Origin of the sequence: Ensifer adhaerens, from assembly GCF_000697965.2 — a bacterium.
Lineage (GTDB): Bacteria > Pseudomonadota > Alphaproteobacteria > Rhizobiales > Rhizobiaceae > Ensifer > Ensifer adhaerens.
The window spans coordinates 681,408-704,954 of record NZ_CP015881.1 but is presented as its reverse complement, the minus strand read 5'-3'; the positions used below and the strand labels follow the sequence as shown (position 1 = coordinate 704,954).

18 protein-coding genes are annotated in these 23,547 nt (G+C 62.6%); 11 read left to right on the top strand and 7 right to left on the bottom strand.

Going from position 1 to position 23,547, the window contains the following annotated elements; all coding sequences use genetic code 11:
- Nucleotides 1–20 precede the first annotated feature (20 nt).
- Nucleotides 21–1,733, bottom strand: a complete 1,713-nt coding sequence (locus tag FA04_RS22805; protein WP_034799631.1) for a phosphoethanolamine transferase — start codon at nucleotides 1,731–1,733, stop codon at nucleotides 21–23.
- A gap of 270 nt (nucleotides 1,734–2,003) precedes the next feature.
- Between FA04_RS22805 and FA04_RS22800 the strand changes: the two genes are divergently transcribed.
- From FA04_RS22800 to FA04_RS22765, 8 genes are all read left to right on the top strand, one after another.
- The gene (locus FA04_RS22800; RefSeq protein ID WP_034799630.1) at nucleotides 2,004–2,678 is read left to right on the top strand and encodes a response regulator transcription factor; all 675 of its coding nucleotides are present in this window, start codon (nucleotides 2,004–2,006) and stop codon (nucleotides 2,676–2,678) included.
- Complete coding sequence (locus FA04_RS22795; RefSeq protein ID WP_034799629.1) at nucleotides 2,675–4,033, top strand: sensor histidine kinase; 1,359 nt, start codon at nucleotides 2,675–2,677, stop codon at nucleotides 4,031–4,033. Before FA04_RS22800 ends, FA04_RS22795 begins: the two co-directional genes overlap by 4 nt.
- Nucleotides 4,034–4,202: 169 nt before the next feature.
- Entirely contained in the window at nucleotides 4,203–5,369 is a 1,167-nt protein-coding gene (locus tag FA04_RS22790) for an HPP family protein (protein ID WP_034799628.1), read from the top strand.
- A 181-nt stretch (nucleotides 5,370–5,550) separates the two neighbouring features.
- Nucleotides 5,551–6,252: a CerR family C-terminal domain-containing protein gene (locus FA04_RS22785; protein WP_034799627.1), complete on the top strand. Its 702-nt coding sequence runs from the start codon at nucleotides 5,551–5,553 to the stop codon at nucleotides 6,250–6,252.
- Nucleotides 6,249–7,256 carry a secretion protein HlyD gene (gene hlyD / locus FA04_RS22780; RefSeq protein WP_034799626.1) on the top strand — a complete coding sequence of 336 codons (1,008 nt, stop codon included), beginning with the start codon at nucleotides 6,249–6,251 and terminating at the stop codon, nucleotides 7,254–7,256. The genes FA04_RS22785 and hlyD overlap by 4 nt, the downstream gene beginning before the upstream one ends.
- Nucleotides 7,253–8,983, top strand: a complete 1,731-nt coding sequence (locus FA04_RS22775) for an ATP-binding cassette domain-containing protein (protein ID WP_034799625.1) — start codon at nucleotides 7,253–7,255, stop codon at nucleotides 8,981–8,983. Before hlyD ends, FA04_RS22775 begins: the two co-directional genes overlap by 4 nt.
- A complete protein-coding gene (locus FA04_RS22770) occupies nucleotides 8,980–10,128 on the top strand; it encodes an ABC transporter permease (RefSeq protein ID WP_034799624.1) in 1,149 nt (382 codons plus the stop codon). The genes FA04_RS22775 and FA04_RS22770 overlap by 4 nt, the downstream gene beginning before the upstream one ends.
- A 1-nt stretch (nucleotide 10,129) precedes the next feature.
- Nucleotides 10,130–11,242 (top strand): ABC transporter permease, encoded by a 1,113-nt coding sequence (locus FA04_RS22765; protein ID WP_034799623.1) that lies wholly within the window; start codon nucleotides 10,130–10,132, stop codon nucleotides 11,240–11,242.
- Here the strand turns inward: FA04_RS22765 and FA04_RS22760 are convergent, their stop codons facing one another.
- Complete coding sequence (locus FA04_RS22760) at nucleotides 11,243–11,845, bottom strand: alpha/beta hydrolase (protein ID WP_034799622.1); 603 nt, start codon at nucleotides 11,843–11,845, stop codon at nucleotides 11,243–11,245.
- Between the two features lie 155 nt (nucleotides 11,846–12,000).
- Nucleotides 12,001–12,930 (bottom strand): VOC family protein, encoded by a 930-nt coding sequence (locus FA04_RS22755; protein ID WP_034799621.1) that lies wholly within the window; start codon nucleotides 12,928–12,930, stop codon nucleotides 12,001–12,003.
- 234 nt (nucleotides 12,931–13,164) lie between these two features.
- Here FA04_RS22755 and FA04_RS22750 point away from each other — a divergent pair, with 234 nt between their 5' ends.
- Nucleotides 13,165–14,991: a sensor histidine kinase gene (locus FA04_RS22750; protein WP_034799620.1), complete on the top strand. Its 1,827-nt coding sequence runs from the start codon at nucleotides 13,165–13,167 to the stop codon at nucleotides 14,989–14,991.
- Nucleotides 14,988–16,349, top strand: coding sequence for a sigma-54-dependent transcriptional regulator (locus tag FA04_RS22745; RefSeq protein WP_034799619.1), 1,362 nt, complete (start codon nucleotides 14,988–14,990; stop codon nucleotides 16,347–16,349). The genes FA04_RS22750 and FA04_RS22745 overlap by 4 nt, the downstream gene beginning before the upstream one ends.
- 75 nt (nucleotides 16,350–16,424) lie before the next feature.
- Here the strand turns inward: FA04_RS22745 and FA04_RS22740 are convergent, their stop codons facing one another.
- The 4 genes from FA04_RS22740 to FA04_RS22725 are packed head-to-tail and all read right to left on the bottom strand — an operon-like array spanning nucleotide 16,425 to nucleotide 21,727.
- A complete protein-coding gene (locus FA04_RS22740) occupies nucleotides 16,425–18,026 on the bottom strand; it encodes an ABC transporter ATP-binding protein (protein ID WP_034799618.1) in 1,602 nt (533 codons plus the stop codon).
- Between the two features lies 1 nt (nucleotide 18,027).
- Nucleotides 18,028–19,158 (bottom strand): ABC transporter permease, encoded by a 1,131-nt coding sequence (locus tag FA04_RS22735; RefSeq protein WP_034799617.1) that lies wholly within the window; start codon nucleotides 19,156–19,158, stop codon nucleotides 18,028–18,030.
- The gene (gene oppB, locus FA04_RS22730) at nucleotides 19,151–20,074 is read right to left on the bottom strand and encodes an oligopeptide ABC transporter permease OppB (protein ID WP_034799616.1); all 924 of its coding nucleotides are present in this window, start codon (nucleotides 20,072–20,074) and stop codon (nucleotides 19,151–19,153) included. Before oppB ends, FA04_RS22735 begins: the two co-directional genes overlap by 8 nt.
- 54 nt (nucleotides 20,075–20,128) lie before the next feature.
- Nucleotides 20,129–21,727, bottom strand: coding sequence for a peptide ABC transporter substrate-binding protein (locus FA04_RS22725; protein ID WP_034799615.1), 1,599 nt, complete (start codon nucleotides 21,725–21,727; stop codon nucleotides 20,129–20,131).
- Between the two features lie 760 nt (nucleotides 21,728–22,487).
- Between FA04_RS22725 and fba the strand changes: the two genes are divergently transcribed.
- Nucleotides 22,488–23,531 (top strand): class II fructose-bisphosphate aldolase, encoded by a 1,044-nt coding sequence (gene fba / locus FA04_RS22720; protein WP_034799614.1) that lies wholly within the window; start codon nucleotides 22,488–22,490, stop codon nucleotides 23,529–23,531.
- Nucleotides 23,532–23,547: the final 16 nt, after the last annotated feature.

Below are 23,547 nucleotides of genomic sequence, written 5' to 3'. Positions count from 1 at the left end.
GTGGGCAAATTTACGGGCCGTTAAAGGGCGCCTGGAAACCCTGAGGAACGCACGGGGCTTGCCGGCAAGTCGTTGGTCGTATCCGCGGCCTGGAACGCCGCCCCGCCGCCCGGCTTCTTCGTGCAGCTCGCAAAGGCATCAAGGCCCGGCTTGTAGACCTTGGTCTCGACATTCATCATGCCGAGCACGGTATGAAACAGGTTGTCGTGGGATTTCGGCTGCGCCGTATCCTTGGCGAGGCACGCCGTATCGACACCCATTGCCGCCTGGTAGGGCTTCGAGAACCACGCAATAAACGGCACCTGCGTCTGTTCGCGCGGGGCGATGGCATAGGGCGCGCCGTGCAGATAGATGCCGTTCTCGCCGAGCGACTCGCCGTGATCGGACATATAGATCATCGCGCCCGCGATCTGGTCCTGATGCTTTTCCAGCAACCGGGCGACACTCGCCACCACGTAGTCGGTGTAGAGGATCGTGTTGTCATAGGCGTTCGTGATTTCTTCAACCGAACACTTCATCAGTTCGGGCGTGCGGCAATCGGGCGTGAAACGCCGGAACTTCTCGGGATAGCGCAGGTAATAGGACGGTCCGTGGCTGCCGAGTTGGTGGAGTACGATCACGCTGTTCTTCTTGGTCGCCGAGAGCTTCTTGTCGAGCTCGCCGAGGAAGATCTCGTCCAGGCATTCCCCGTTTTTGCAGAGCGGGCTGTTCTTCTGGTCGGTCATGCTGGCGAAGTTGATGAGGTCGGCAATGCCCTTGCTTCCGGTGTTGTTGTCCCACCAGGTGGTCGAAACTCCGGCGCGCGTCAGCACGTTCATGAGGTTTTCCGTCGAGCGAGCCTTCCAGTCGCTGTACTCATCACGCGGGTAGACGGAGAACATGCAGGGGAGCGACGTTGCCGTCGCCGTGCCGCAGCTCGTGGTGTCGGTGTAGTTGACGACGCCCAGAGCCTTGAGTTCCGGATTGGTCTCGCGCCCATAGCCGTTCAGCGAGAAGTTCATCGCGCGCGCGGTTTCGCCGGCAACGACGACGACAACCACGGGCTTGCCGGCAGCTTCAATCCGCGCACCCTGTCGGGCATCGGTTGCGAGTGGCTGCACGACGATGTTGCGCTGCTTATAGGTCGAGGATGCATATCGCACGGCAGCCGAAACCGGCCCCGTCGGGTTGAACCGCTTCATCAGGTCCTTGTGTTCGCGGATCACGTAGGCGACGTTTGCAAAGTTCGCGTAGACCAGACCCCCGCTGACGAGGAGGCAGGGAATGATCACCGCCAGGTTGACCGCAGCATTCGACAGGAAGGGCCGGTAGCGGAGCTTGAACCAGATCACCAGCAGCGACGGAAGTACCCCGTAAAGCAGCAGATGCGTCGCCAGACTGCCGGTCAGGAGGTGGCTGGCTTCGGCCTGCGTCGTCACCGCCGCGTTGCCGATCATGTCCTTGTCGATGATGACGCCGAAAGTATCGATGAAGTAGGAGGCGGCGGCCGATACCATGATCAGGAAGATCATCACCGGCTTCATCACATATTTGACGGAGGCCAGCGTCAGGCCTGCGAAGGTCAGCAGACACAGAGCCGCGCTGAAAGACAGACGCGCCGTGAGGGAATCGTCGAAATAGGCGACCGTGTGTGTCCAGAAGGATTTGTTGGTGGCAAGGAGCAGATAGGCACTGACAAGAGCGCTGAGCGCAATACTGCCGATTTCGGGGCGGCGAATACCTGAAAATCTCAAAACTGTAGTCTCCTGCGGTGACTGCAAGAGCGCCTGGGAAGGGCGTTGCAGGCACGGGCATTCAATCGAGATGGAGGCCGCGTGGCGGCCACCTGCTAGGTTGCAGCCTCCCCCTCAGCCGTTGAGATACGACGGACAAGCTGTCCAAACCCCGTCAAGATTGCTCATTGTTGCGCCGATACGCGCGCTGGTAGGTGTCGCGCAGGCAGTTGGCAGTCCCGGCGAAAGCCCATATGGTCGGCGGTGGCCCTGTAATATCGAGACGAATCAATGCGCCTGCTCCTGGTCGAAGACAGTCCGCGACTGGTTGAACTGGTCGGTGAAACCATGCGGGATGCGGGCTGGCGCCTCGATGCGGTTTCAAGCGTGGCCGATGCCGAAACGGCGATCGCGGCGCGCGAGCATGACCTGGTGCTGCTTGACCTCGGGCTGCCCGATGGCGACGGCCTGTCGCTGCTTCGCCGCGTCCGCCTGGAGTATCCCGGGCTGCCGGTGCTGATCATCACGGCCAAGGGCTCTGTCGACGAGCGCATCGCCGGGCTCGACGCCGGGGCCGACGACTATCTCGTAAAACCGTTCCACCATCGCGAGCTGCTGTCGCGCTGTCGCGCGATGCTGCGGCGCAATCCCCAGGCCGTACAGCCGGTACTGGAAGCTGGGACATTGCGCTACGACCCGGCAACCGCCGACCTCACCTGCGACGGCACGGTGGTGCCTTTGCCGCCGCGCGAGCGGTCGTTGATCGAGATCCTGATGCGCGAGGTCGGTCGCGTCGTGCCGAAGCGGAAGCTCGAAACGGCCCTTTCGGAATATGGCCAGGAAGTCACTCCCAATGCCCTGGAACTGGCTGTTTCAAGGGTGCGCAAACGCCTGCAGCCGCTCGATAGCGGCGTTCAGATCGAGACGGTGCGCGGCATCGGCTACCTCCTCAGGCAAGCTCCATGAGGAGCCGAAACCCTTCCCTGATCGGTATCGTAGCCCGCCGCATCATCGCCTTCTCGCTGTTGGCCATGGCGATCCAGATCGGCGTCGTCTTCGCCGACTACTGGTTCGACGACGACAAGCTGAGCGTGCTCATGCTGCAGCAGGAAACCGAAAACCTGATCGAGTATGTCCAGGTGCGTGACGGCGTGGCGCGTTACGAGCCCAATCGCGACGTGCGCGAACGCTATCTCGACCGGTCCGACGACAACGGCGCGATTTTCCTGCGTATCCGCACTGCGTCCGGCGAGATGATCCATTCGAACTGCACGGCCGAATGTGCCCAGCACTTCCTGCCGCTCAACGTCGACGCGCCGCAATTCTGGAAACGCCTGATCGCGCCGGGCAAACCTTTCAGCGTTGCCGGCGGCCAGACTTTCGAACGGGGCGGCCTGGTCGTCCTGGTCGAACTCGCGATCCTCAACGATCCGAACGGCTTCATGTACGGCGCCTTGCTGCACGAGATGTTCGATTCGATGATCGTGCCGATGACGCTAATGTTCTGTCTCGTGATCGGCGCGACGATCTGGTCGGTGCGCAGCGCCTTGCGGCCGGTCGCCATGGCCGCGCAGGCCGCCGACGCCCTCGACCCGCGCGACAGCAATGCGCGCCTGCCGTTGACGCGGATGCCGCAGGAAATCGCCCGTCTCGTCACCGCAGTCAATCGGATGCTGACCCGGGTTGCCGATCTCATCCAGTCGCAAAAGCTGTTCTCGTCGTCGATCGCCCATGAAATCCGCACACCGGTGTCGATCGCCAAGATGGAACTGAGCCGCATCGACGACCCGCGGGCGCGCAATGCGGAGCGCGACCTGGACGCACTCACCCATATTCTGGAGCAGTTGACCTCGCTCGCGCGCGCCGATGCCGTCGATCCCTCCGCCTACCAGCGCACCAGCCTGTCTCAGATCGGCGCCGCCGTTGCGGAGGCGATTGCACCTTTCGTCTTCGACCACGACAAGTCCCTCGAATTCGTAGACGAAGGCACGCCACAGATAACCGCCATTCCGGCGCTCGTCCAAAACATGCTGCGCAACCTCATCGAGAACGCCGTCAAGCACAACCCGCCGGGAACCCGGATCGTCCTGACCTGTGGCCCCGGCCCGGTCGTCTCTGTCGAGGATGACGGCAAGGGGCTGATAGACCTTCCGGAGCACAACGAAGACCTCGGCTATGTAAAAAGCTCCGGGCAGCTCGGCCTCGGCCTGAAGATCGTGCGGCGTATCAGCGAATTGCACCAGGCAACCGTCGCGGTCGATACGACGCCTGGCCGTGGCACCCGGTTCTCGATCGATTTTTCCGCCGCCCTGTCGGGCTGACGAGCCCGACGACAGGGACAGCACGCGCCCGCGTGTGCATCGCACATTTTTTAGGCGCGATGCATATATTTCAATCCAACGCCGGTTTTTGGATGCGGATTTCATGCCCAATGCTGCGCCATGTGCTAATGGCGTGCCCAAGTCCGTACCTCCCCTCCCGAGAGGCTCCATGTCGAAGGCCCGCGCGTACATCAAGCGTTTCATCCCATCGCTCGTTCCGATCAGCCATCTGGAACGCCTGCGTGCGTCTTTGGGCGCTCTTCTTGGCATCCTGCTTACCGGCTTGATCAGCAGCTATGCCCTCGGGGCGGGCGCCAGCCTGCCGCTGCTGATCGCGCCAATGGGCGCCTCGGCCGTCCTTCTCTTTGCCGCCCCGGCGAGCCCGCTCGCCCAGCCCTGGTCGATCGTCGGCGGCAACACCATCTCTTCGCTGATCGGCGTGACCGCGGCGTTGCTGATCCCGGATCCGGTCGTCGCAGCCGCAGTCGCCGTCGGGCTCGCCATCGCGATCATGCTGCTGCTCGGCTGCCTTCATCCGCCGAGCGGGGCGGTTGCGCTGACCGCCGTGCTCGGTGGCCCGGCGATCCACGAGGCGGGCTACTGGTTCGTCCTGTCTCCGGTCGCCATCAATTCGGTCGTCATCCTCTTGATCGCGCTGGCGTTCAACAACGTGACCGGTCGCCGCTACCCGCATCTTGCGCAGGCGCCGACGCTGCATGGAACGAGCGACCCCGCGCCGACGCACAGGCTCGGCATCGTCCCCGAAGACCTGCAGGCCGTTCTCGCCCAATATGGTGAAGTGGTCGACGTCAGTCCCGAAGAGCTCGACGCGTTGATCCACCAGGCGCAGATCCGCGCCTTCAACCGCCGCTCCGGCGAAATCACCTGCGCCGAGATCATGTCGCGCGACGTCGCCACGGCCACGCCCGAGACGACCTTGCGCCAGGCCTGGCAGACCCTGATCAAGCATCACATCAAGGCGCTACCGGTCGTGACTGAAAAGGACGGCCTCGTCGGTATCGTCACGCAAACCGATTTCATGAAACACGCGATGCTCACGCCGCAGGGCGGCATCCGCCAGCGGCTCGGAAACGTTATCGGCTTCGGGCCGAAAACACCACGGCTCGTATCCGACATCATGACCCGCAAGGTGCAATCCGCCCTGCCGGAAACCATGATCGCCAAACTCGTGCCGCCGATGTCCGACATGGGGCTGCACCATATGCCCGTGGTCGATCCGGATAACCGGCTGCTCGGCGTCGTCACCCAATCGGATCTCATCGCCGCCCTCTTTCAGCGCCGCCTCGAACGGGGCGAAGAGCGAGACGTCGCTTAGGCCAAAAAGGTTCACCGGAGGTTCCTCGCCCGCAAAATAGAGCGCCACAGCAAAACCGCTGTGCGCCTTTGCGCGACTCGCTTTCTGCAACACGACCTCATCGAACCAAGGCATGTCGTCATCCGTCGCGTAAATTCATTCGATTGACTTAATCAATGGAATGATGTAATTTCAGTATGCCATGAAAAAAGAAACCTCGCCCCGTCCGACCAAGCAGGACCGCGGAGATGTCACCCGCGAGAAACTGCTGACCAGTTCCATCGACGTCTTTGGCCGCTACGGCTTTGACGGCGCAACCACTCGCATGCTCGCCGAAACGGCAGGCGTGAACCTCCAGGCAATCCCCTATTACTTCGGCGGCAAGGAAGGCCTCCATATCGCCGCTGCGGAGCACCTTGCCTCGATCATCATCGACCACGTCGCAGACCTTCGAAACGCGGTTCTTGCTCGCCTTGCCCACCTCGACAGCCAAGGCCAGCCGTTGGAACCCCGGGAAGCCCGCGACATGCTCACCCAGCTGGCGCAGCACATGGTCGCCCTCTTCGTGAGCCGTCAGTCCGAAAGCTGGGCGCGCTTCATCATCCGCGAACAGATGGAGCCGACGGAAGCCTTTGAGCGCGTCTATTCCAACGTCATGGGCCCGATGATCGGCATGGCCGGCAGGCTGGTTGCCACCATCCTTGGCGAGCCTCCTCAATCGGAACATGTCCGGCTGAAAACCCTGTCCTTCGTCGGCAGCATCCTGGTCTTCCGCATGGCCCACGCAGCCGTGCTTCGGCAGATGAAATGGCAGGCGGTCGGTCCTGACGAGCTCGACCTCTTGCGCCGACATGCTGCCGAGCTGGTCGCGACCATTGGAAGCAAGCGGGAGGACCGGTCATGAACAAGCCGGCAGTAGCCCTTGTATTGCTTGCCGGAGCCGCGGCCAGTGCCTGGTGGTTCGACGTGCCGCAGCGGCTCGGCTGGATCGGCACGGAGCAGACCTCGGTGCTCTACGGCAATGTCGACATTCGGCAGGTTTCACTCGGCTTCCGCGTCAGCGGCCGCATCGCAAGCCTTGGCGTCGACGAAGGAGACGTGGTCAAGCCCGGGGACGTTCTGGCGACGCTGGACGCCGCCCCGTTCGAGCAGGCGGTCGCCGCGGCGCAGGCCGATCTCGGTGCGCTCAGGGCCAACCTTGCAAAGCTGAGGGCGGGGGCACGCCCGACCGAGATCGCCCAGGCGCGCGCGACCCATGAGGAACGTCTGGCCGATCTCGAAAACGCCAATCTCGCTTATGAACGCGCCCGGCAATTGCGCCCGAACGGCACCATCTCCCAGGCCAATCTCGACGAGGCGAACGCCAACAGGGCGGCAGCCGCAGCGCGCGCCACCTCCGCCCGCGAGGCCCTGGCGCTCATCGAAGAGGGAAGCCGGATCGAGGATATTGACGCCGCCCAGGCGCAGGTGCTCGCCGCCGAAGCCAAGCTCGAAAGCGCCCGCACCTCGCTTGCCGATACCCAATTGTTCGCGCCGAGCGCCGGCACGGTCCTGTCACGGGTGCGCGAGGCTGGTGCCATCGTCGCGCCTTCCGACACCGTCTACGTCGTCTCGCTGAACGAACCCGTCTGGGTGCGCGCCTATGTGGCGGAACCGGACCTTGGCCGGGTGCATCCCGGCATGGCCGTCGAGGTCACGTCCGACAGCGCCCCGGACCACCGCTACAAGGCGACGGTCGGGTTCATTTCACCGGTCGCCGAATTCACGCCCAAGTCGGTGGAAACGCCGGAACTGCGCACCGATCTCGTTTATCGCCTGCGCATCGTGGTCGACAAGCCGGGCCCCGATCTCCGGCAGGGCATGCCCGTGACCGTGCATCTGCCGGAAAAGGCTGGAGCCGCGCAATGAGCGACGAGGTGCCGTTCGTTCGCATCGCGGATGTGGTCAAGCGCTTCGGCGATGCCCCGCCGGCGCTCGACCATATCGCTGGCGAAATCTTGGGCGGGCGGATCACCGGGCTCGTCGGCCCGGATGGCGCCGGAAAGACCACGCTGATCCGCCTGATGACCGGGCTGATGGTGCCGGACGAAGGCAAGGTCGAGGTTCTCGGTTTCGATACGGTGGCGAATGCTGCCGATATCCAGGCGGCCATCGGCTACATGCCGCAACGCTTCGGCCTCTATGAGGACCTTTCCGTTCAGGAAAACCTCAATCTCTACGCCGATCTGCGCGGCCTGCCGCTTGGCGAGCGCACAGCGACCTTCGACGAACTGCTCGAATTTACCGACCTCAAGCGTTTCACTAGCCGCCTTGCCGGCAAGCTCTCCGGCGGCATGAAGCAGAAGCTTGGCCTTGCCTGCGCCCTGCTGCGCAAGCCGAGGCTGCTTCTCCTCGACGAACCGGGCGTCGGCGTCGACCCGATCTCGCGCCGAGATCTCTGGAAGATGGTCGAAAACCTGACGAAGGAAGGCATCGGCGTCGTCTGGTCGACGGCCTATCTGGACGAGGCGGAGGCCTGCGACAGCGTTCTGCTCTTGAACGAAGGCAAGCTCCTGTTCACGGGCAGTCCCGCCGAATTGACCGCCAGGGTCGCCGATCGCGTCTTCAAGGTTTCCGGCATTCCCCATGGGCGGCGCCAGAAGCTCGCAAGCTATCTCGACGACGACGATGTCGTCGACGGGGTCATCCAGGGCGAAGCGATCCGCCTGGTCATGAAGCCAGGGACCAAACCGCCAACCCCGGAGGGACATTCGTCCGCATCGGGCGTGGCGACGACCACGCCGCGTTTCGAGGATGCGTTCATCGACATGCTCGGCGGCGGTCCCGGTGGCCGCTCCAAGCTCGCGGAAACCCAGACCCCCTTCCCGACCGACGGCGAACGCCCGGTCATCGAAGCGCGCGGACTGACGAAACGATTCGGCGATTTCACCGCCGCGGATGCGATCACCTTCGACATACCGCGCGGTCAGATCTTCGGGCTCTTAGGCCCGAACGGCGCCGGCAAATCCACGACCTTCAAGATGCTGTGCGGGCTGTTGAAGCCCACAGCCGGCGAAGGCCGCGTCGCCGGTTTCGATCTACGGCGAGACGCAGCGGAAGCACGCAACCGGCTGGGCTACATGGCGCAAAAATTCTCGCTCTACGGCGATTTGAGCGTCGGCCAGAACCTCAGCTTCTTTGCGGGCGTCTACGGTCTTGCCGGCGCGCGCAAACGCGAACGCATCCAGTTGATGACGGAAATCTTCGGCTTCGCCCGCCTGCTCGACATGTCGGCGAAAGATCTGCCGCTCGGCCTCAAGCAGCGTCTGGCACTCGCCTGCGCCGTATTGCACGAACCGGAAGCGCTGTTTCTCGACGAACCGACCTCCGGCGTCGACCCCATCACCCGGCGCGAATTTTGGACCCACATCAACGGCCTTGTCGAAAAGGGCGTCACCGTACTCGTCACCACCCACTTCATGGACGAAGCCGAATATTGCGACCGCATTTCGCTGATTTATCGCGGCCGGTCGATCGCGCTCGGCTCACCAGACGAATTGAAGGCGCAGGTCGCCAGCCCCGACCTTCCGGACCCGACCATGGAGGATGCCTTCATCGCTCTGGTTCAAGGCTCGGAGGAGAAGGAGGCCGCATGAGCGCGCGCGCCGCAACGACCGAGGGCCGGGCCACGAGAGCCAGACGCTTTGCCGCGTTGGTGCGCAAGGAAAGCTATCAGATCGTTCGCGACCCGAGCAGCATCCTGATCGCCTTCGTGCTGCCGATGATCCTGTTGTTTCTCTTCGGCTATGGTGTTTCGCTCGACACGACGCAGACCCGCATCGGCCTCGTCGTCGAAGAAGAGGCCCCGCTGACGCGCGATCTCGCTGCGGGATTTCAGGCCTCGCGTTATTTCACGGTGGCGGTCGGTCGGGACCGCCGCGAGTTCGAGGAAGACTTAGTGCTTGGCCGGGTCCGCGGCATCGTTGTAATCCCCAAGAGCTTCGTGGCCGACTACTCGGCCGGTCGGCACCCCGCCTTGCAGGTGCTCGTCGACGGCTCCGATCCCAACACCGCGAACTTCGTCCAGAACTATGCGCAGGCGACCGTAGCCAATTGGGAGCGCCAGCGGTTGAGCGACAGCGCCGGCCGGCCGCCGGCGATCTCGGCCGAGCAGCGCTTCTGGTTCAACCCGGAGCTGACCAGCCGGAACTTCCTGGTGCCGGGCTCGATCGCCATCGTCATGACGCTGGTCGGGACGCTGCTCACCTCGCTCGTCGTTGCACGTGAATGGGAGCGCGGCACGATGGAGGCGATGATGGCGACGCCGGTTTCGGCAGCCGAACTCCTTGCCGGCAAGCTGCTGCCCTATTTTATTCTCGGGCTCACCTCGATGACGCTCTGCGTCCTCCTTGCCGTCTTCCTCTTCGGCGTTCCTTTTCGCGGTTCGGTCGCAGCGCTCTACGCGCTGTCAGCGACTTTCCTGATGCCGGCGCTCGGTCAGGGCCTGTTGATTTCGGCGGCGACCAAGAACCAATTCCTCGCCTCGCAGCTCGCGCTGATTTCGGCGTTTCTTCCGGCCTTTCTGCTTTCGGGATTTCTCTTCGAGATCAATTCGATGCCGACGGTCATCCAGTGGATCACCTTTATCGTGCCGGCGCGCTATCTGATCCCGAGCCTGCAGACGGTGTTTCTGGCTGGCGACATCTGGCCGATGTTCGGCAAGTCCATTGCCGCCATGCTCCTGATCGGCAGCGTGTTCTTCGCGCTCGCCGCCCGCAGTACCCGCAAGAGGATCGGCTGACATGTGGTGGACGAGACTGAAGGCCCTGATCGTCAAGGAGTTGCTGGCGGTGCTGAGCGACCCCAAGGGGCGCACCGTGCTGATCGTACCGCCGATCCTGCAGCTTCTGGTGTTCTCCTACGCTGCGACGCTGGAGGTCACGAATGTCGACGTGCTGGTGCTGAACCGCGACAACGGCCACTGGAGCCAGGATCTGATCGAGGGGATCGACGGCTCGCCAACCTTCCGAAGCATCCGCTTCACCGACAGTCAGCAGGAGGTACGCCTGGCGATCGACACCCAGCAGGTCATTGCGGCGATCGAAATCGGCCCCACCTTCTCGCGCGATATCGAGGCCGGCCGGCCGGCGGAGGTGCAGGTCATCCTCGACGGCCGCCGCTCCAATGCGTCGCAGATCGTCTCCGGTTATCTCGGCCGTATCGTCGGCGCGCTTGCCGCCGAGACGCCCGCCGGCAAGCGCGTGGCATCGGGGGCGGTCACCGTCGTTGCCCGCAACTGGTTCAATCCAAACCTTACCTACCAGTGGTTCATGGTTCCGAACCTCGTCGCCAGCATCGCATTGTTGATCGGTCTTATTGTCACGGCGCTATCGATCGCGCGCGAACGGGAGCTCGGCACTTTCGATCAACTGATGGTCTCGCCGCTTCGAACCCACGAGATCCTGATCGGCAAGCTGATCCCGCCGATAATGATCGGCCTCTTCCACATCAGCATTTACATCCTGGCGGCCGTCTTCATCTTCGGCGTGCCGCTGCGCGGCTCGCTGCTTTTGCTCTACGGCAGCGCGGTGTTCTACCTCGCCTCCGTCGTCGGCCTCGGCCTGTTCATTTCTGCCCTGTCGATGACGCAGCAGCAGGCGATCCTCGGCGCGTTCCTGTTCATGGTGCCGGCGATGCTGCTTTCGGGTTTCGCCACGCCGATCGAGAACATGCCCTCCTGGCTGCAGCCGATCACCTATGTCAATCCGCTGCGCTACTTCCTCGTGATCGTGAAGGGCGTGTTCCTCAAGGACATTCCGGCGGTCGAGGTGGCGCGACAGACGATCCCATTGTTTCTGATCGCCATCGTCACCCTCTCGGCCGCCTCCTGGCTCTTCCGTCGCCGGCTGGAGTGATCAATCCTTCAGGAAGCGCGCGATCGCCGCGATTTCATTCTGGCGGATGTCGTGCCCGCCCGAATGCCACTCGATCTCGGTTGCCGCGCCCTGCCCCTGGAAATAGTCCGCGAGCGCCTGGGTCAGCGGCGCCGGGCAGATGGGGTCACGCTCGCCGGCGGTGATCAGGACGCTACGCTCCTTCAGCCCCGCATTGTCCTTCGGGCGGAACGGGATCAAGGGATGCATCAGCACCGCCTTGTCGAAAACACCACCTTCGATCAGCACGTTGGCAAGGATGTTTGCGCCGTTGGAATAACCAAGGCCGATCACCTGAGAAGCCTGATGCTCCGTAGCCAGCGCCTTGACGAAGCCCGTCATCTTTTCGGTGGCGCGAGCAAGGTCGGCCATATCGTAGACACCCTCGCCGGTGCGCTTGAAGAAGCGTGCGGCGCCAAATTCCGAAACGTCGCCTCGTGGCGAAACGATCGTCGCGTCGGGCAGCAACTCGGATGCGAAAGTGAAGAACTGGTTCTCGTCACCGCCGGTCCCGTGGAACACGAAGAAAATCGGCTGGCCGGGCTTTCCGGCCTTCAGCTTGTGAACATAGCCATGATCTACCATTTTTGTCTCCTGGGGCAGGCCTCCGACGGGTCGAAGCCTCGTGCGAACCTGCCTGATTTCAAAGCGTTGACTTCACGGTTTCGACGAAACTGTGAACCGACCTGTGCAAGATCGGGTAGCGAAGGCTCGCCGCCGCGGCGAGCCTTCTTGGCGTCTTAGTCGATCTTCTGCAGGTGACTTTCGAGGATCGGGCGCAGGTGCTTGTGCTGCTGCGGCAGCTTCAGCGCCTCGCCGAGATGGGCGAGGTCCTCGTCCCGGTCGAAGCCAGGCTCGTTTGTCGCGATCTCGAACAGGACGCCGCCCGGCGTGCGGAAATAGATCGCCCAGAAGTAATCGCGGTCGATGACCGGCGTCACCTGATAGCCCGTGTCCATCAGTGCCTTGCGCACCTCGAGTTGCTTTTCGCGGTTATCGACCGCGAAGGCGATGTGGTGCACCGAGCCTGCCCCTTGCGAGGCGCGGCCAATATTCGGCATCGTTTCGAGGTCGATGACGCGGGCATCGTTGCCGCCGGGCACGATTAGACGAGTTACACCATCCTTGCGGTCAAGTTCTTCGTAGCCCATGAACTTCAGAAGTTCCGCCGTCGCACCTTCGTCACGCAGGCGCAGTGCTGCCGAATGGAACCCGCGGATCGCATGATCAGCGGAAATGCCGCCTTCCGTCCAGGGCGTGCGCCCATCGTCCCTGACCTCGACAAGCGCAAAGCCGTCACCATCAGGACCGGCAAAGTTCAGGCGCTTTTCACCGAAGGTTTCTTCATCCTTGAGACCGGTGGCGCCGAGCGTCGCCAGCCGCTCTTTCCAGAAACCGAGCGAACCTTCGGGCACGGAGAAGACGGTGGTTCCGACTTCGCCAGTACCGGCGCGGCCACGCGGCATCTGCGGGAACGGGAAATAGGTCATGACGGTACCAGGCGTGCCGGCTTCGTCGCCGTAATAGAGGTGGTAGACATCCGGCGAGTCGAAGTTGACCGTCTTCTTGACACGGCGCAGGCCGAGCGACTTGGTGAAGAACAGGTTGTTCTCGCGCGCATCGTCCGCCATCGAGGTGACGTGATGCAGACCCTTGATCTGATTGAGCATTGCCGTGATCCTTTCTCTCCGGCGCCACCGGGCGCTCCGTTGGGTCTTAGATGCGCCTATCCGCTTCTCGGCGAAAGACGGCCGCAACCAAACGCATTGTCAACAGATCATTGACGACGCCTAAAACTCGTCAACAGAAGCGAGTTGCAGCGGCGACTTGTGAGCCCTCGCCCCGATGCTTAAGATCGGCGGGCGGCATTTGCTGCAACGACGCGAGGAGGGGCGCGCATATCTGTGAAACATCGCTTGGTCCTTGCGTTCCTGCTGTTGCCGCTGCTTGCAACCATGCTGGCATGGAAAGGCTATGCGGTCACGACCGACAGCTATTTGCGCGAGGCAGGTGCTCAGGCGACCACGGCGCTGCGCCTCGCCGTCACCGCGCTCGACGGCCACCTCAACCGCTACCAGGCGTTGCCGGCACTGATCGCGGATCATGACGATGTCCGCGAGCTCGTCACCCGCCCACGGGACCGGCGACTGCGGGAGGCCGTCGACAGCTACCTCAAGGACATCAACGGCCTGTTGCAGTCCTCGGACATCTACGTGATCACGCCGGATGGCAACACCATCGCCGCCAGCAACTATGACGGGCCGACGAGCTTCGTTGGGCAGAATTTCAGCTACCGGCCCTATTTCCAGGAAGCGCTTCGCGGCGAGCAATCGCGGTTCTATGCACTCGGAACCACGTCGTTGAAACGCGGCTACTTTTTCGGCTCCCCGATCCGGGTCGGCAACGAGATCCGCGGCGTCATGGTGTTCAAGGTCGATGTCGAGCGCATCGAAGCGTCCTGGCAGGGCGGCGAGTACAAGATCTTCGTCTCCGACCCGGAAGGCATCGTCTTCATGTCCGGCGATCCGGAATGGCGCTACGCGTCGATCCTGCCGCTGACGTCGGACCGGCTTGCACGAACCGAGGCCTCCAGGCGCTACGCCGATGCGACCGTACATGCCCTTCCCGTGTCGGAGCGCGTTTCGTCCGACCGTCATTTCCTCACCGTCTCGGCCGAAAACTCGAGCCGCGAATACCTGATGCTTTCGCAGCGGATGCCCGACGCCGACTGGACGGTGAATGTGCTGGTCGACACCGCGTCGGTGCGAACACAGGCGCTGACGACTGTTATCGCCGCTCTGCTTCTGCTCTGCCTTGCCGGTCTCGGCGTCGCCATCATTCTCCAGCGGCGCGCGCGGCTCAACGAGCGCCTGTCGATGCAGGCGGAAGCACAGGCCGAGCTGGAACGCCGCGTAGACGAACGCACCGCTGACCTTGCCCGCGTCAACGGCCAGATCGAGGAAGAGATCGCCGAACGGCGGCTGACGGAGAAGCAACTGCGACGGACGCAGGCCGATCTGATCCAGGCCGGAAAACTGGCAGGGCTCGGGCAGATGTCCGCCGCCCTCTCGCACGAATTCAACCAGCCGCTCGCCGCCGCCAAGACCTATGCTGACAGCGCCGCACTGCTGATCGAGCGGGGTCGGTCCGACGAGGCGACGGACAATATCCGCCGCATCTCCGGGCTTGTCGACCGCATGGCGGCGATCAGCAAGCACCTGCGCAATTTCGCCCGCAAACCGAACGAGAAACTCGGGCCGGTCCCGGTCGAGGAAGTGGTGCGCGACACGATGGAGATCGTGTCGGTTCGGCTGAAGGCGGCGGCGGCGACCATCGACATCGATCTCGGCAACGAACCGCTCGTCGTCCGGGCCGGCTCGGTCCGCCTGCAGCAGGTGCTCGTCAACATCATTTCCAATGCCGCCGATGCCGTCGAGGGCCTTGACGACCGCACCATCCGCCTGCGTGCGAAGCAGGAAGACGGCAAAGTCGTGCTGACCGTCAGCGACCGCGGCCCCGGCATTGCGCCGGCGATTGCCGAACGTATCTTCGACCCATTCTTTTCCACAAAGGGCGTCGGCAAGGGGCTGGGCCTTGGCCTTTCGATTTCCTATAACATTATCAAGGATTTCGGCGGAAGCCTTGTCGCCACTAACCTCGCGGAAGGCGGCGCCGAGTTCCGCATCGAACTCGCTGCCGACAACAGCAATGCCCGGGAGGCCGCCGAATGATCGAGAGCCGGATCCTGCTCGTCGATGACGAAGAGGATGTGCGCCATTCGAGCGCCCAGGCGCTGGAGCTGGCCGGTTTCCGCGTCGATGCCTTCTCGGCCGCCGAACACGCGCTCGAATTCATCAGCTACAGTTTTCCTGGCGTGGTGATCAGCGATATCCGCATGCCGGGCATGGACGGCATGACCCTCCTGCAGCGCATCCGCGAAATCGATGCGGAGGTACCGGTTATCCTCGTCACCGGCCATGGCGATGTGCAACTCGCGGTCCGGGCCATGCGCGAAGGCGCCTATGACTTCGTCGAGAAGCCCTTCGCAGCGCAGATGCTCGCCGGCACGATCCGCCGGGCACTGGACTGGCGCGCGCTCGTTCTTGAAAACCGCCGGCTGAAGGCGGTTGCCGGCAAACGCGACGACATCGAACAGCGGCTGCCCGGTCGAAGCCAGGTCATGGTCGATCTGCGCTACCGCATCCGCGCGCTCGGCGCGGCCGATGCCGATACCTTGATCATCGGCGATACCGGCGTCGGCAAGGAGGTGCTGGCCCGCACGCTGCATGATCTGAGCACCCGCGCCAACAGCCCGTTCATCGCCATCAACTGCGCCGCACTGCCCGAAAACCTGATCGAAAGCGAGCTCTTCGGCCACGAGCCCGGCGCCTTTCCCGGCGCCATCCGTCCACGCTACGGCAAGTTCGAACATGGTCGCGGCGGTACGATCCTGCTCGACGAGATTGGCTCGATGCCCTTCGACCTCCAGGCAAAGTTTCTGCGGGTGCTGCAGGAACGCGTCATCACCCGGCTCGGATCGAACGAGCAGGTCCCGCTCGACGTCCGTTTCATCGCCACCAGCAAGGTCGATCTCGAAAAGGAAGTCGCCGCCGGGCGCTTCCGGGCGGACCTCCTCTATCGCCTCAACGTCGCGACGCTCCGCGTCCCCTCGCTTGCCCAGCGGCGCGCCGACATTCCGCTGCTCTTTCTGCAACTGGTCAGGGAGTCGGCCGCTCGCTACGGCCGGGATGAGGTGGAGATCTCCCAATCGATGCTGGCCGAAATCGCCGAGCGCGACTGGCCGGGCAACGTGCGCGAGTTGCGCAATGCCGCCGAGCGGCTGGTGCTCGGGCTCGATGCGGCTCCCGACGACAGCGCGCGATCGGAAAACGGCAACCGCCTCGCCGACAAGGTGGCGGCCTATGAAAAAGGCCTCATCGCCAGCGCAATCGCCGCCCATGGCGGCGCGCTGAAGCCGGTCTACGAGACCCTCGGCATCTCGCGCAAGACGCTCTACGAAAAGATGCAGAAGTTCGGGCTCGACAAGAAACTCGTCGCTTCCGATTTCTCCGCAGAGAACGAGACCTGACGTTTCCGAGCCCGAGAACGGAAACGGGGACGCGATCGCTCGCGTCCCCGCCAAATTTTGAAGGCCTGTGCCTGCTCAAACGTTGAAGGCAGCGCCGATCAGCGTCTTGGTATAGGGCTGCTTCGGCGCCTCGAAGATCGCATCGGTCTCGCCTTCCTCAACAATCTTGCCGTTCTTCATGACGATCACATAGTCCGACATCGCCTTCACCACCGAAAGGTCGTGGCTGATGAAGATGTAGGAGAGCCCGTGTGAGCGCTGCAGGTCGCGCAACAGCTCGATCACCTGCCCCTGGACCGAACGGTCGAGCGCCGACGTCGGCTCATCGAGGATGACGACCTTGGGCTTCAGGATCATGGCACGAGCAATGGCGATGCGCTGGCGCTGGCCGCCCGAGAACTCGTGCGGGTAGCGGTTGCGGGAGGCGGGATCGAGGCCCACTTCCTTCAACGCTTCCGACGCCCGGCGGTCGCGGTCGGCGCGGGTGAGCTCGGGCTCGTGCACGTGCAGGCCTTCGGTGATGATTTCGCCGACGGTGCGCCGTGGCGAAAGCGAGCCGTAGGGATCCTGGAAGACGAGCTGCAGGGTGCGCCGCAACGGCCGCATCTGCCCGCGGTCGAAGCCGGAGATATCCGTCGTGCCGAAGCGGTAGTGGCCGCTGCTCGGCAGGAGCCGAAGAAGCGCGCGGCCGAGCGTCGACTTGCCCGAACCGGACTCGCCGACGACACCGATCGTCTGCCCTTCCTTCAGGCGCAGATGGACGCTGTCTACCGCACGGAAGACGGACTTGCCGCCGCGGAAGAGGCCGCCACCGATCTGGTAGTCGACGCAGACGTCGCGACCTTCAAGAATGATCGGCGCACTGTCGGGCGGAGACGCCTTGCGGCCGCTCGGTTCGGCGGCAAGCAGCATCTTCGTATAGTCGGCCTGCGGCCGTTCGAAGATGTCGGCCGTCGTGCCCTTTTCAACCACTTCGCCGCGACGCATCACGGCGACACGGTCGGCGAAGTGTTTGACGATGCCGAGGTCGTGGGTGATCAGCACGATCGCCATGCCGAATCGCTTCTGCAGCGATTTCAGGAGATCGAGGATCTGCGCCTGGATCGTCACGTCGAGCGCCGTCGTCGGCTCGTCCGCAATCAGCAGATCCGGGTCGTTCGCAAGTGCCATCGCGATCATCACGCGCTGGCGCTGGCCGCCCGATAGCTCGTGCGGATAGCTGTCGATGCGGCGTGCCGGTTCCGGAATGCCGACGAGCTCCAGCAGTTCGAGCACGCGCGCCCGCGCCTGCTTGAACGTGCCGCCGCGGTGGTGAACGATCGGCTCGGCGATCTGGCGACCGACCGGATAGAGCGGATCGAGCGAGGTCATCGGCTCCTGGAAGATCATGGTGACCTTCGCGCCGCGGACCTGGTTCAAGGCCTTAGCCGGCAGTCCGACGAGCTCCTGCCCGCGGTAGGTTGCCGAGCCGGTCACGGTGCCGTTCTTGGCAAGCAGACCCATGATGCCCATCATCGTCTGACTCTTGCCGGAGCCGGACTCGCCGACGACCGCGAGCGTTTCGCCGGTGCGCACATCGAGATCGATGCCCTTGACCGCTTCGACCGTGCCGTCAGGCGTCGAGAAGTTCACCTTGAGACCGCGAACGGCCAGGATGGTTTCCTTGGTATCTGCCATGTCAGCGATCCTTCGGGTCGAGCGCGTCGCGCAGGCCGTCGCCGACGAAGTTCAGCGAGAACAGCGTCAGGACGAAGAAGATGGCCGGGAAAATCAGAAGCCATGGCGCCGACTGGATGTTGTTTGCGCCTTCCGAGATCAGCGCCCCCCAGCTCGTCAGCGGCGCCTGAACGCCGAGGCCGAGGAAGGAGAGGAAGCTCTCGAGCAGGATCACCTTGGGCACGACGACGGTCACGAAAACGATGACCGGGCCAATCGTGTTGGGGATGATGTGCCGGCGGATGATCTGCCAATCCGTGAGACCGAGCGCCTGCGCGGCGCCGACGAATTCTCGACGTTTCAACGCCAATGTCTGACCGCGCACGATACGGGCCATGTCGAGCCATTCCACTGCCCCGATCACCAGGAAGATCAGGATGAACGAGCGCCCGAAGAACACGACGAGAACGACGACCAGAAACACGAAGGGCAGAGAATACATGATCTCAACCAGACGCATCATGACGTTGTCGACGCGACCGCCGATGTAGCCCGATGTCGCGCCGTAGACGACGCCGATCCCGAGAGACACGAGGCTCGCAAGCAGGCCGACGGCGATCGAGATCTGGCCGCCGAGCATGACGCGAACCAGGAGGTCGCGGCCGTTGGAATCCGTGCCGAAGGGGAAGTATTCCCGGTCGACCTGACCGGTCACCTTCAGCGTCTTACCGTCGTTTTCCGTTGCCACCACCTGGGTGTCACGGAATTCGTTGGCGCGGTCGAAGTAGCGCGTGGCACGGGAATCGATCGGCTGTTCGGAGGTAATCGTCGCGGTGAAGGTTTCACCCTCGAGATTGAACTCCTTGAGCGTGACGCGTGCCCGTGTGGCGACGCCTTCCATCACGTCCTGAAGCGTCGACGTATCTGGACGCGGCTCCAGGCTCGGGCTGATCGAGACGTAGGACGGAAACACCTGATCATAGGTGTGCGGGACGAAGAACGGGCCGAGGAACGAGAACAGCGCGATAAGCGCCAGCATGAAGCAGCCGGCCATGGCGGCGCGGTTGCGCTTGAAACGCATGGCGGCGAGCTGGAAGAGGCTGCGCCCCTTTGTTTCCGGCGTCGCCGCCGGGGTCTGGGCGATATCAGTCATGGCGAACCCTCGGATCGAGCAGGCCGTAGAGAATGTCGACCAGGAGATTGAAAACGATGACGAAGATGGCAACGAGGATAACTGTGCCCATCACCAGCGTGTAGTCACGGTTGATGGCGCCAAGGACGAAGTAGCGACCGACGCCCGGGATGGTGAAGATCGTCTCAACGACGGCCGAGCCGGTAAGAAGGGCCGCAGCACAGGGCGCGAGATAGGACACGACCGGCAGCATCGCACCACGCATCGCATGGGTAACGACGACCGTTCGCGATGGCAGGCCATAGGCCTTGGCTGTTCGGATATGGTCGGTATGCAGCGCCTCGATCATCGAGCCGCGCGTGAGCCGCGCAAAAACTGCAAGCTGCGGCAATGCCAGCGCGATCATCGGCAGGATCAGGAAGCGCAGCGATCCATCCCCCCAACCACCGGCCGGCAGCCATGCGAGCACGATCGCAAAGACCAGTGTCAGCACCGGGCCGACGACGAAGTTGGGCACGGTGACCCCTATCGTCGAAAACGACATGATGGTGAAATCGAGGACGCTGTTTTGCCGAAGCGCGGCAATCGTTCCGGCGGTGACGCCGCCGATCAGCGCAATAAGCAACGCGTAGAAGCCGAGTTCCATCGAATAGGGCAGACCCTTGCCGATCAGTTCAGCGACGTTGTTGTCCTTGTAGACGTAGCTCGGGCCGAAGTCGCCGGTCACCGCATTGCTGAGATAGTGCGTGTATTGGCGCCAAAGAGGCTGGTCGAGCTGGTACGTCTTCATCAGGTTCGCCATCGTTTGTGGCGGAAGAGGACGCTCGAGGTTGAAGGGGCCACCAGGGGCGAACCGCATCAAGAAAAACGAAATGGTGACGACGATAAACAAGGTCGGCACCGCACTCGCCAATCGGCGAAGGATGAAGGAAATCATGGACGTGCTCCGGAGGCGACGCGCGACCTTATGACCGCGCGTCGTCTCTGTTCGTTATTCGGCGATGCTCAGGAACTTGCTGAGGTGCTCGTTCGGAGCATTGTCCGCCCAGCCCTTGACGCGGCTGGCAACCAGCCACAGGTCGGCCTGGGTCAGAAGCGGAGCGATCGGCTGTTCCTTCATCAGCAGCGCTTCGGCTTCATGCATCAGCTTCGAGCGAGCGGCCGGATCCTGCTCGTCGTAGGACTTCTTCATCAGGCCGTCGAACTCGGCGTTTTCGAAATGGCCGTAGTTGAAGGTCTTGTTGGAGCCGACGCTGAGCGCCAGGAAGTTCTCGGCATCCGCGTAGTCAGCCTGCCAGCCGGCGCGGGCAACGTTGAACTTGCCGCCTTCCTGCAGGTAGGCGTAGTGCGAGGACACGTCGAGGTTCACCAGCGACACCTTGGCGCCGAAGGTGTTCTTCCACATGTCGGCGACAGCCGTTGCGACGCGCTCGTGGTTCGGGTTGGTGTTGTAGCGCAGCTCGATGTCGAGCGGCTTGCCACCTTCGCCGTAGCCAGCTTCCTTCATCAGGGCGATGGCCTTGTCTTCGCGGTCGAGCTGCGACAGCGTGCCGAACTCGGCCTTGGACGGCTCACCGTAGCTCTCGATGCCCGGAGGAACCATCGAATAGGCGGGGAGCTGCGAACCGGCGTAGATTTCCTTGGCGAGGAAGTCGCGGTCGACGGCCATGGAGAGAGCCTGGCGGACGCGAACGTCGCTATAGGGCTCCTGGCGGGTGTCGAAGGCGTAGTAATAAGTCGCAAGCGACGGCGAGACATGGACCTGCTCGCCATAGGACGTGCGCAGACGGTCGATCTGGTCAGCCGAGAAGTTGTAGACGAGGTCCATTTCCTTGGCTTCGAAACGACGAACCGAAGCAGCCTGGTCGTCGATCGGGTAGAAGATGACCTTGTCGAGCTTGACGTTGGCCGCATCCCAGTAGTTGGCGTTCTTGACGACGGTCAGGCTGTCGTTCGGAACGTGGGCCTGCAGCGTGAAGGCGCCGTTCGATACCATGACGCCCGGCTTGACGAAGTCCGCGCCGTTCTTTTCGACGCTGGCCTTGCTGACCGGAAGTGCCGTCTGGTGTGCGAGCAGCTCCAGGAAGAACGGGGTCGGACGCTCGAGCGTGATTTCGACGGTCTTTTCGTCGATCGCCTTGATGCCGAGCTGATCGGTCGGCAGGTCGCCCTTGTTTACCTTTTCGGCGTTCTTGATCGGGAAGAGAATGTTGGCGTAGCCGGCAGCCGTCTTCGGATCTTCGACGCGGCGGAAGGAGAAGACGAAGTCTTCAGCCGTTACCGGCGAACCGTCCGACCACTTTGCATCGGCGCGCAGCTTGAAGGTGTAGACCGTGCCATCGTCCGAAAGCTCCCACGTCTCAGCAACACCGGGGACGATCTTGGCAGAGGCGTCATAGATCGTCAGGCCTTCGTAGAGGTCCTTGAGGATGAACGCTTCAATGTTGATCGAGGTGTGGTGCTGGTCGAGCGTCTGCGGCTCACCTGCGTTGCCGCGATGCAGGACAGCTTCGGCAAGTGCCGGGCTTGCTCCGATGAGCAGCGAGCCAATCAGCGCGGCAGCGCGGAGGTTGAGTTTCAGTGATGCCATTTTGTTTCTCTCCTTCCCCTTGTTTTGGGTTTGTGATCGCAGGAGAGAAGTGCAAATCGTTCGCGAACGCAAGGCGGATTCTGCGGCTGTCTGCATCTTTATCTATAGGAGGGGAATCGACCTATCCCATAGGTTGTATTTTGTTTGCGATTCTTTTCGTCGCCTTTGCGACGGGCATATGACGTGAACAGGGCATTTTTGCGAAATCTACTGCAACGTTTTAGGTCCGCGCTTTTTGTCGGCCGGATTGGGCCTCGAATCATCCGCGATGCAAAGTTTGTGAATTTTAGCGGCAGTTTACGTAATCTGCGCAAAGAAAGAGGGGCGTTGCCGCAATCTTCTTGCGGGACGTTCACCTCCTGTCGACAGACTGTTTCCGAGAGGGCATCCACCACGATGGTGTAACAGACAAAACCAGCGCCCGATGGTTGCATCCACTGCCCTTGACTCCCCCTCCTCTCAGGCACCACCAGAAAGTGAAAACACTTCAGACTGAAGGTGTTGCATCCAGTCCACAGTAAAATCGATTGAAGCGAGTTTCGACCTCTGGCAACCTGCCTTTTGCCCGGTTGTCAAACCACTTCGATGAACTATTGTGCGCCTGACTTCGGTGGGCGCGACCAATTCGCGCGCGCCGTCACGCCGCACGAAAAAGCCGGCCATCGACTTTGCCATCGATGCATTTCGTGCGGTTCAACGGCCGGATTGTTTTTGTGGTGCGCCGCATAGGTTGCACCGAGTATCCAAAGGGAGATAGCGAATGGCATTGATCACATTGCGGCAACTGCTCGACCATGCGGCGGAGAACGACTACGCGCTGCCGGCGTTCAATGTGAACAATCTGGAATACATTCAGGCCGTCATGCGCGCCGCCGATGCGACCGACAGTCCGGTCATCCTTCAGGCAAGCCGTGGCGCCCGCTCCTACGCCGGTGACGCGTTCCTGCGCCACCTCATCCTTGGCGCGGCGGAAGAATACCCGCATATCCCGGTCTGTTTGCACCTCGACCACGGTGACCAGCCGTCGACCTGCATTTCGGCCATCACCAACGGCTTCACCTCCGTCATGATGGACGGCTCGCTGGAGAAGGACGGCAAGACCGTTGCCAGCTATGAATACAATGTCGCCGTCACCGCAGAAGTCGTGAAGATCGCGCATGCGGCCGGCGTTTCGGTTGAAGGCGAACTCGGCTGCCTCGGCAACCTCGAAACTGGCGCCGGCGACAAGGAAGACGGCCACGGCTTCGAAGGCAAGCTGTCGCGTGAAGAACTGCTGACCGATCCGGAGCAGGCGCTCGACTTCGTCACCAAGACCGGCGTCGACGCACTGGCCGTCGCCATCGGCACCAGCCACGGCGCCTACAAGTTCACCCGCGAGCCCGATGGCGACATCCTGTCGATCGAAACGATCGCCAAGATCAACAAGAAGCTGCCGAACACCCACCTCGTCATGCACGGCTCGTCGTCGGTGCCGAAGGATCTGCAGGATCTCTTCAACACCTATGGCGGCAAGATGAAGCCGACCTGGGGCGTTCCGGTCTCGGAAATCCAGAAGGCGATCCCGCTCGGCGTTCGCAAGGTCAACATCGACACTGACCTGCGCCTCGCCATGACCGGCACGATCCGCAAGAACTTCGCCGAGAACCCGGAAAACTTCGACCCGCGCACCTACCTGAAGCCGGCAACCGCGCTGATGACCGAAGTCTGCAAGGAGCGCTTCGAAGCCTTCCGCACCGCTGGCAAGGCCTCGAAGATCCGCACGCTGCGCCTGCCGGAAATGGCAAAGCGCTACGCGGCTGGCTGATCCGACAATCCCTCCC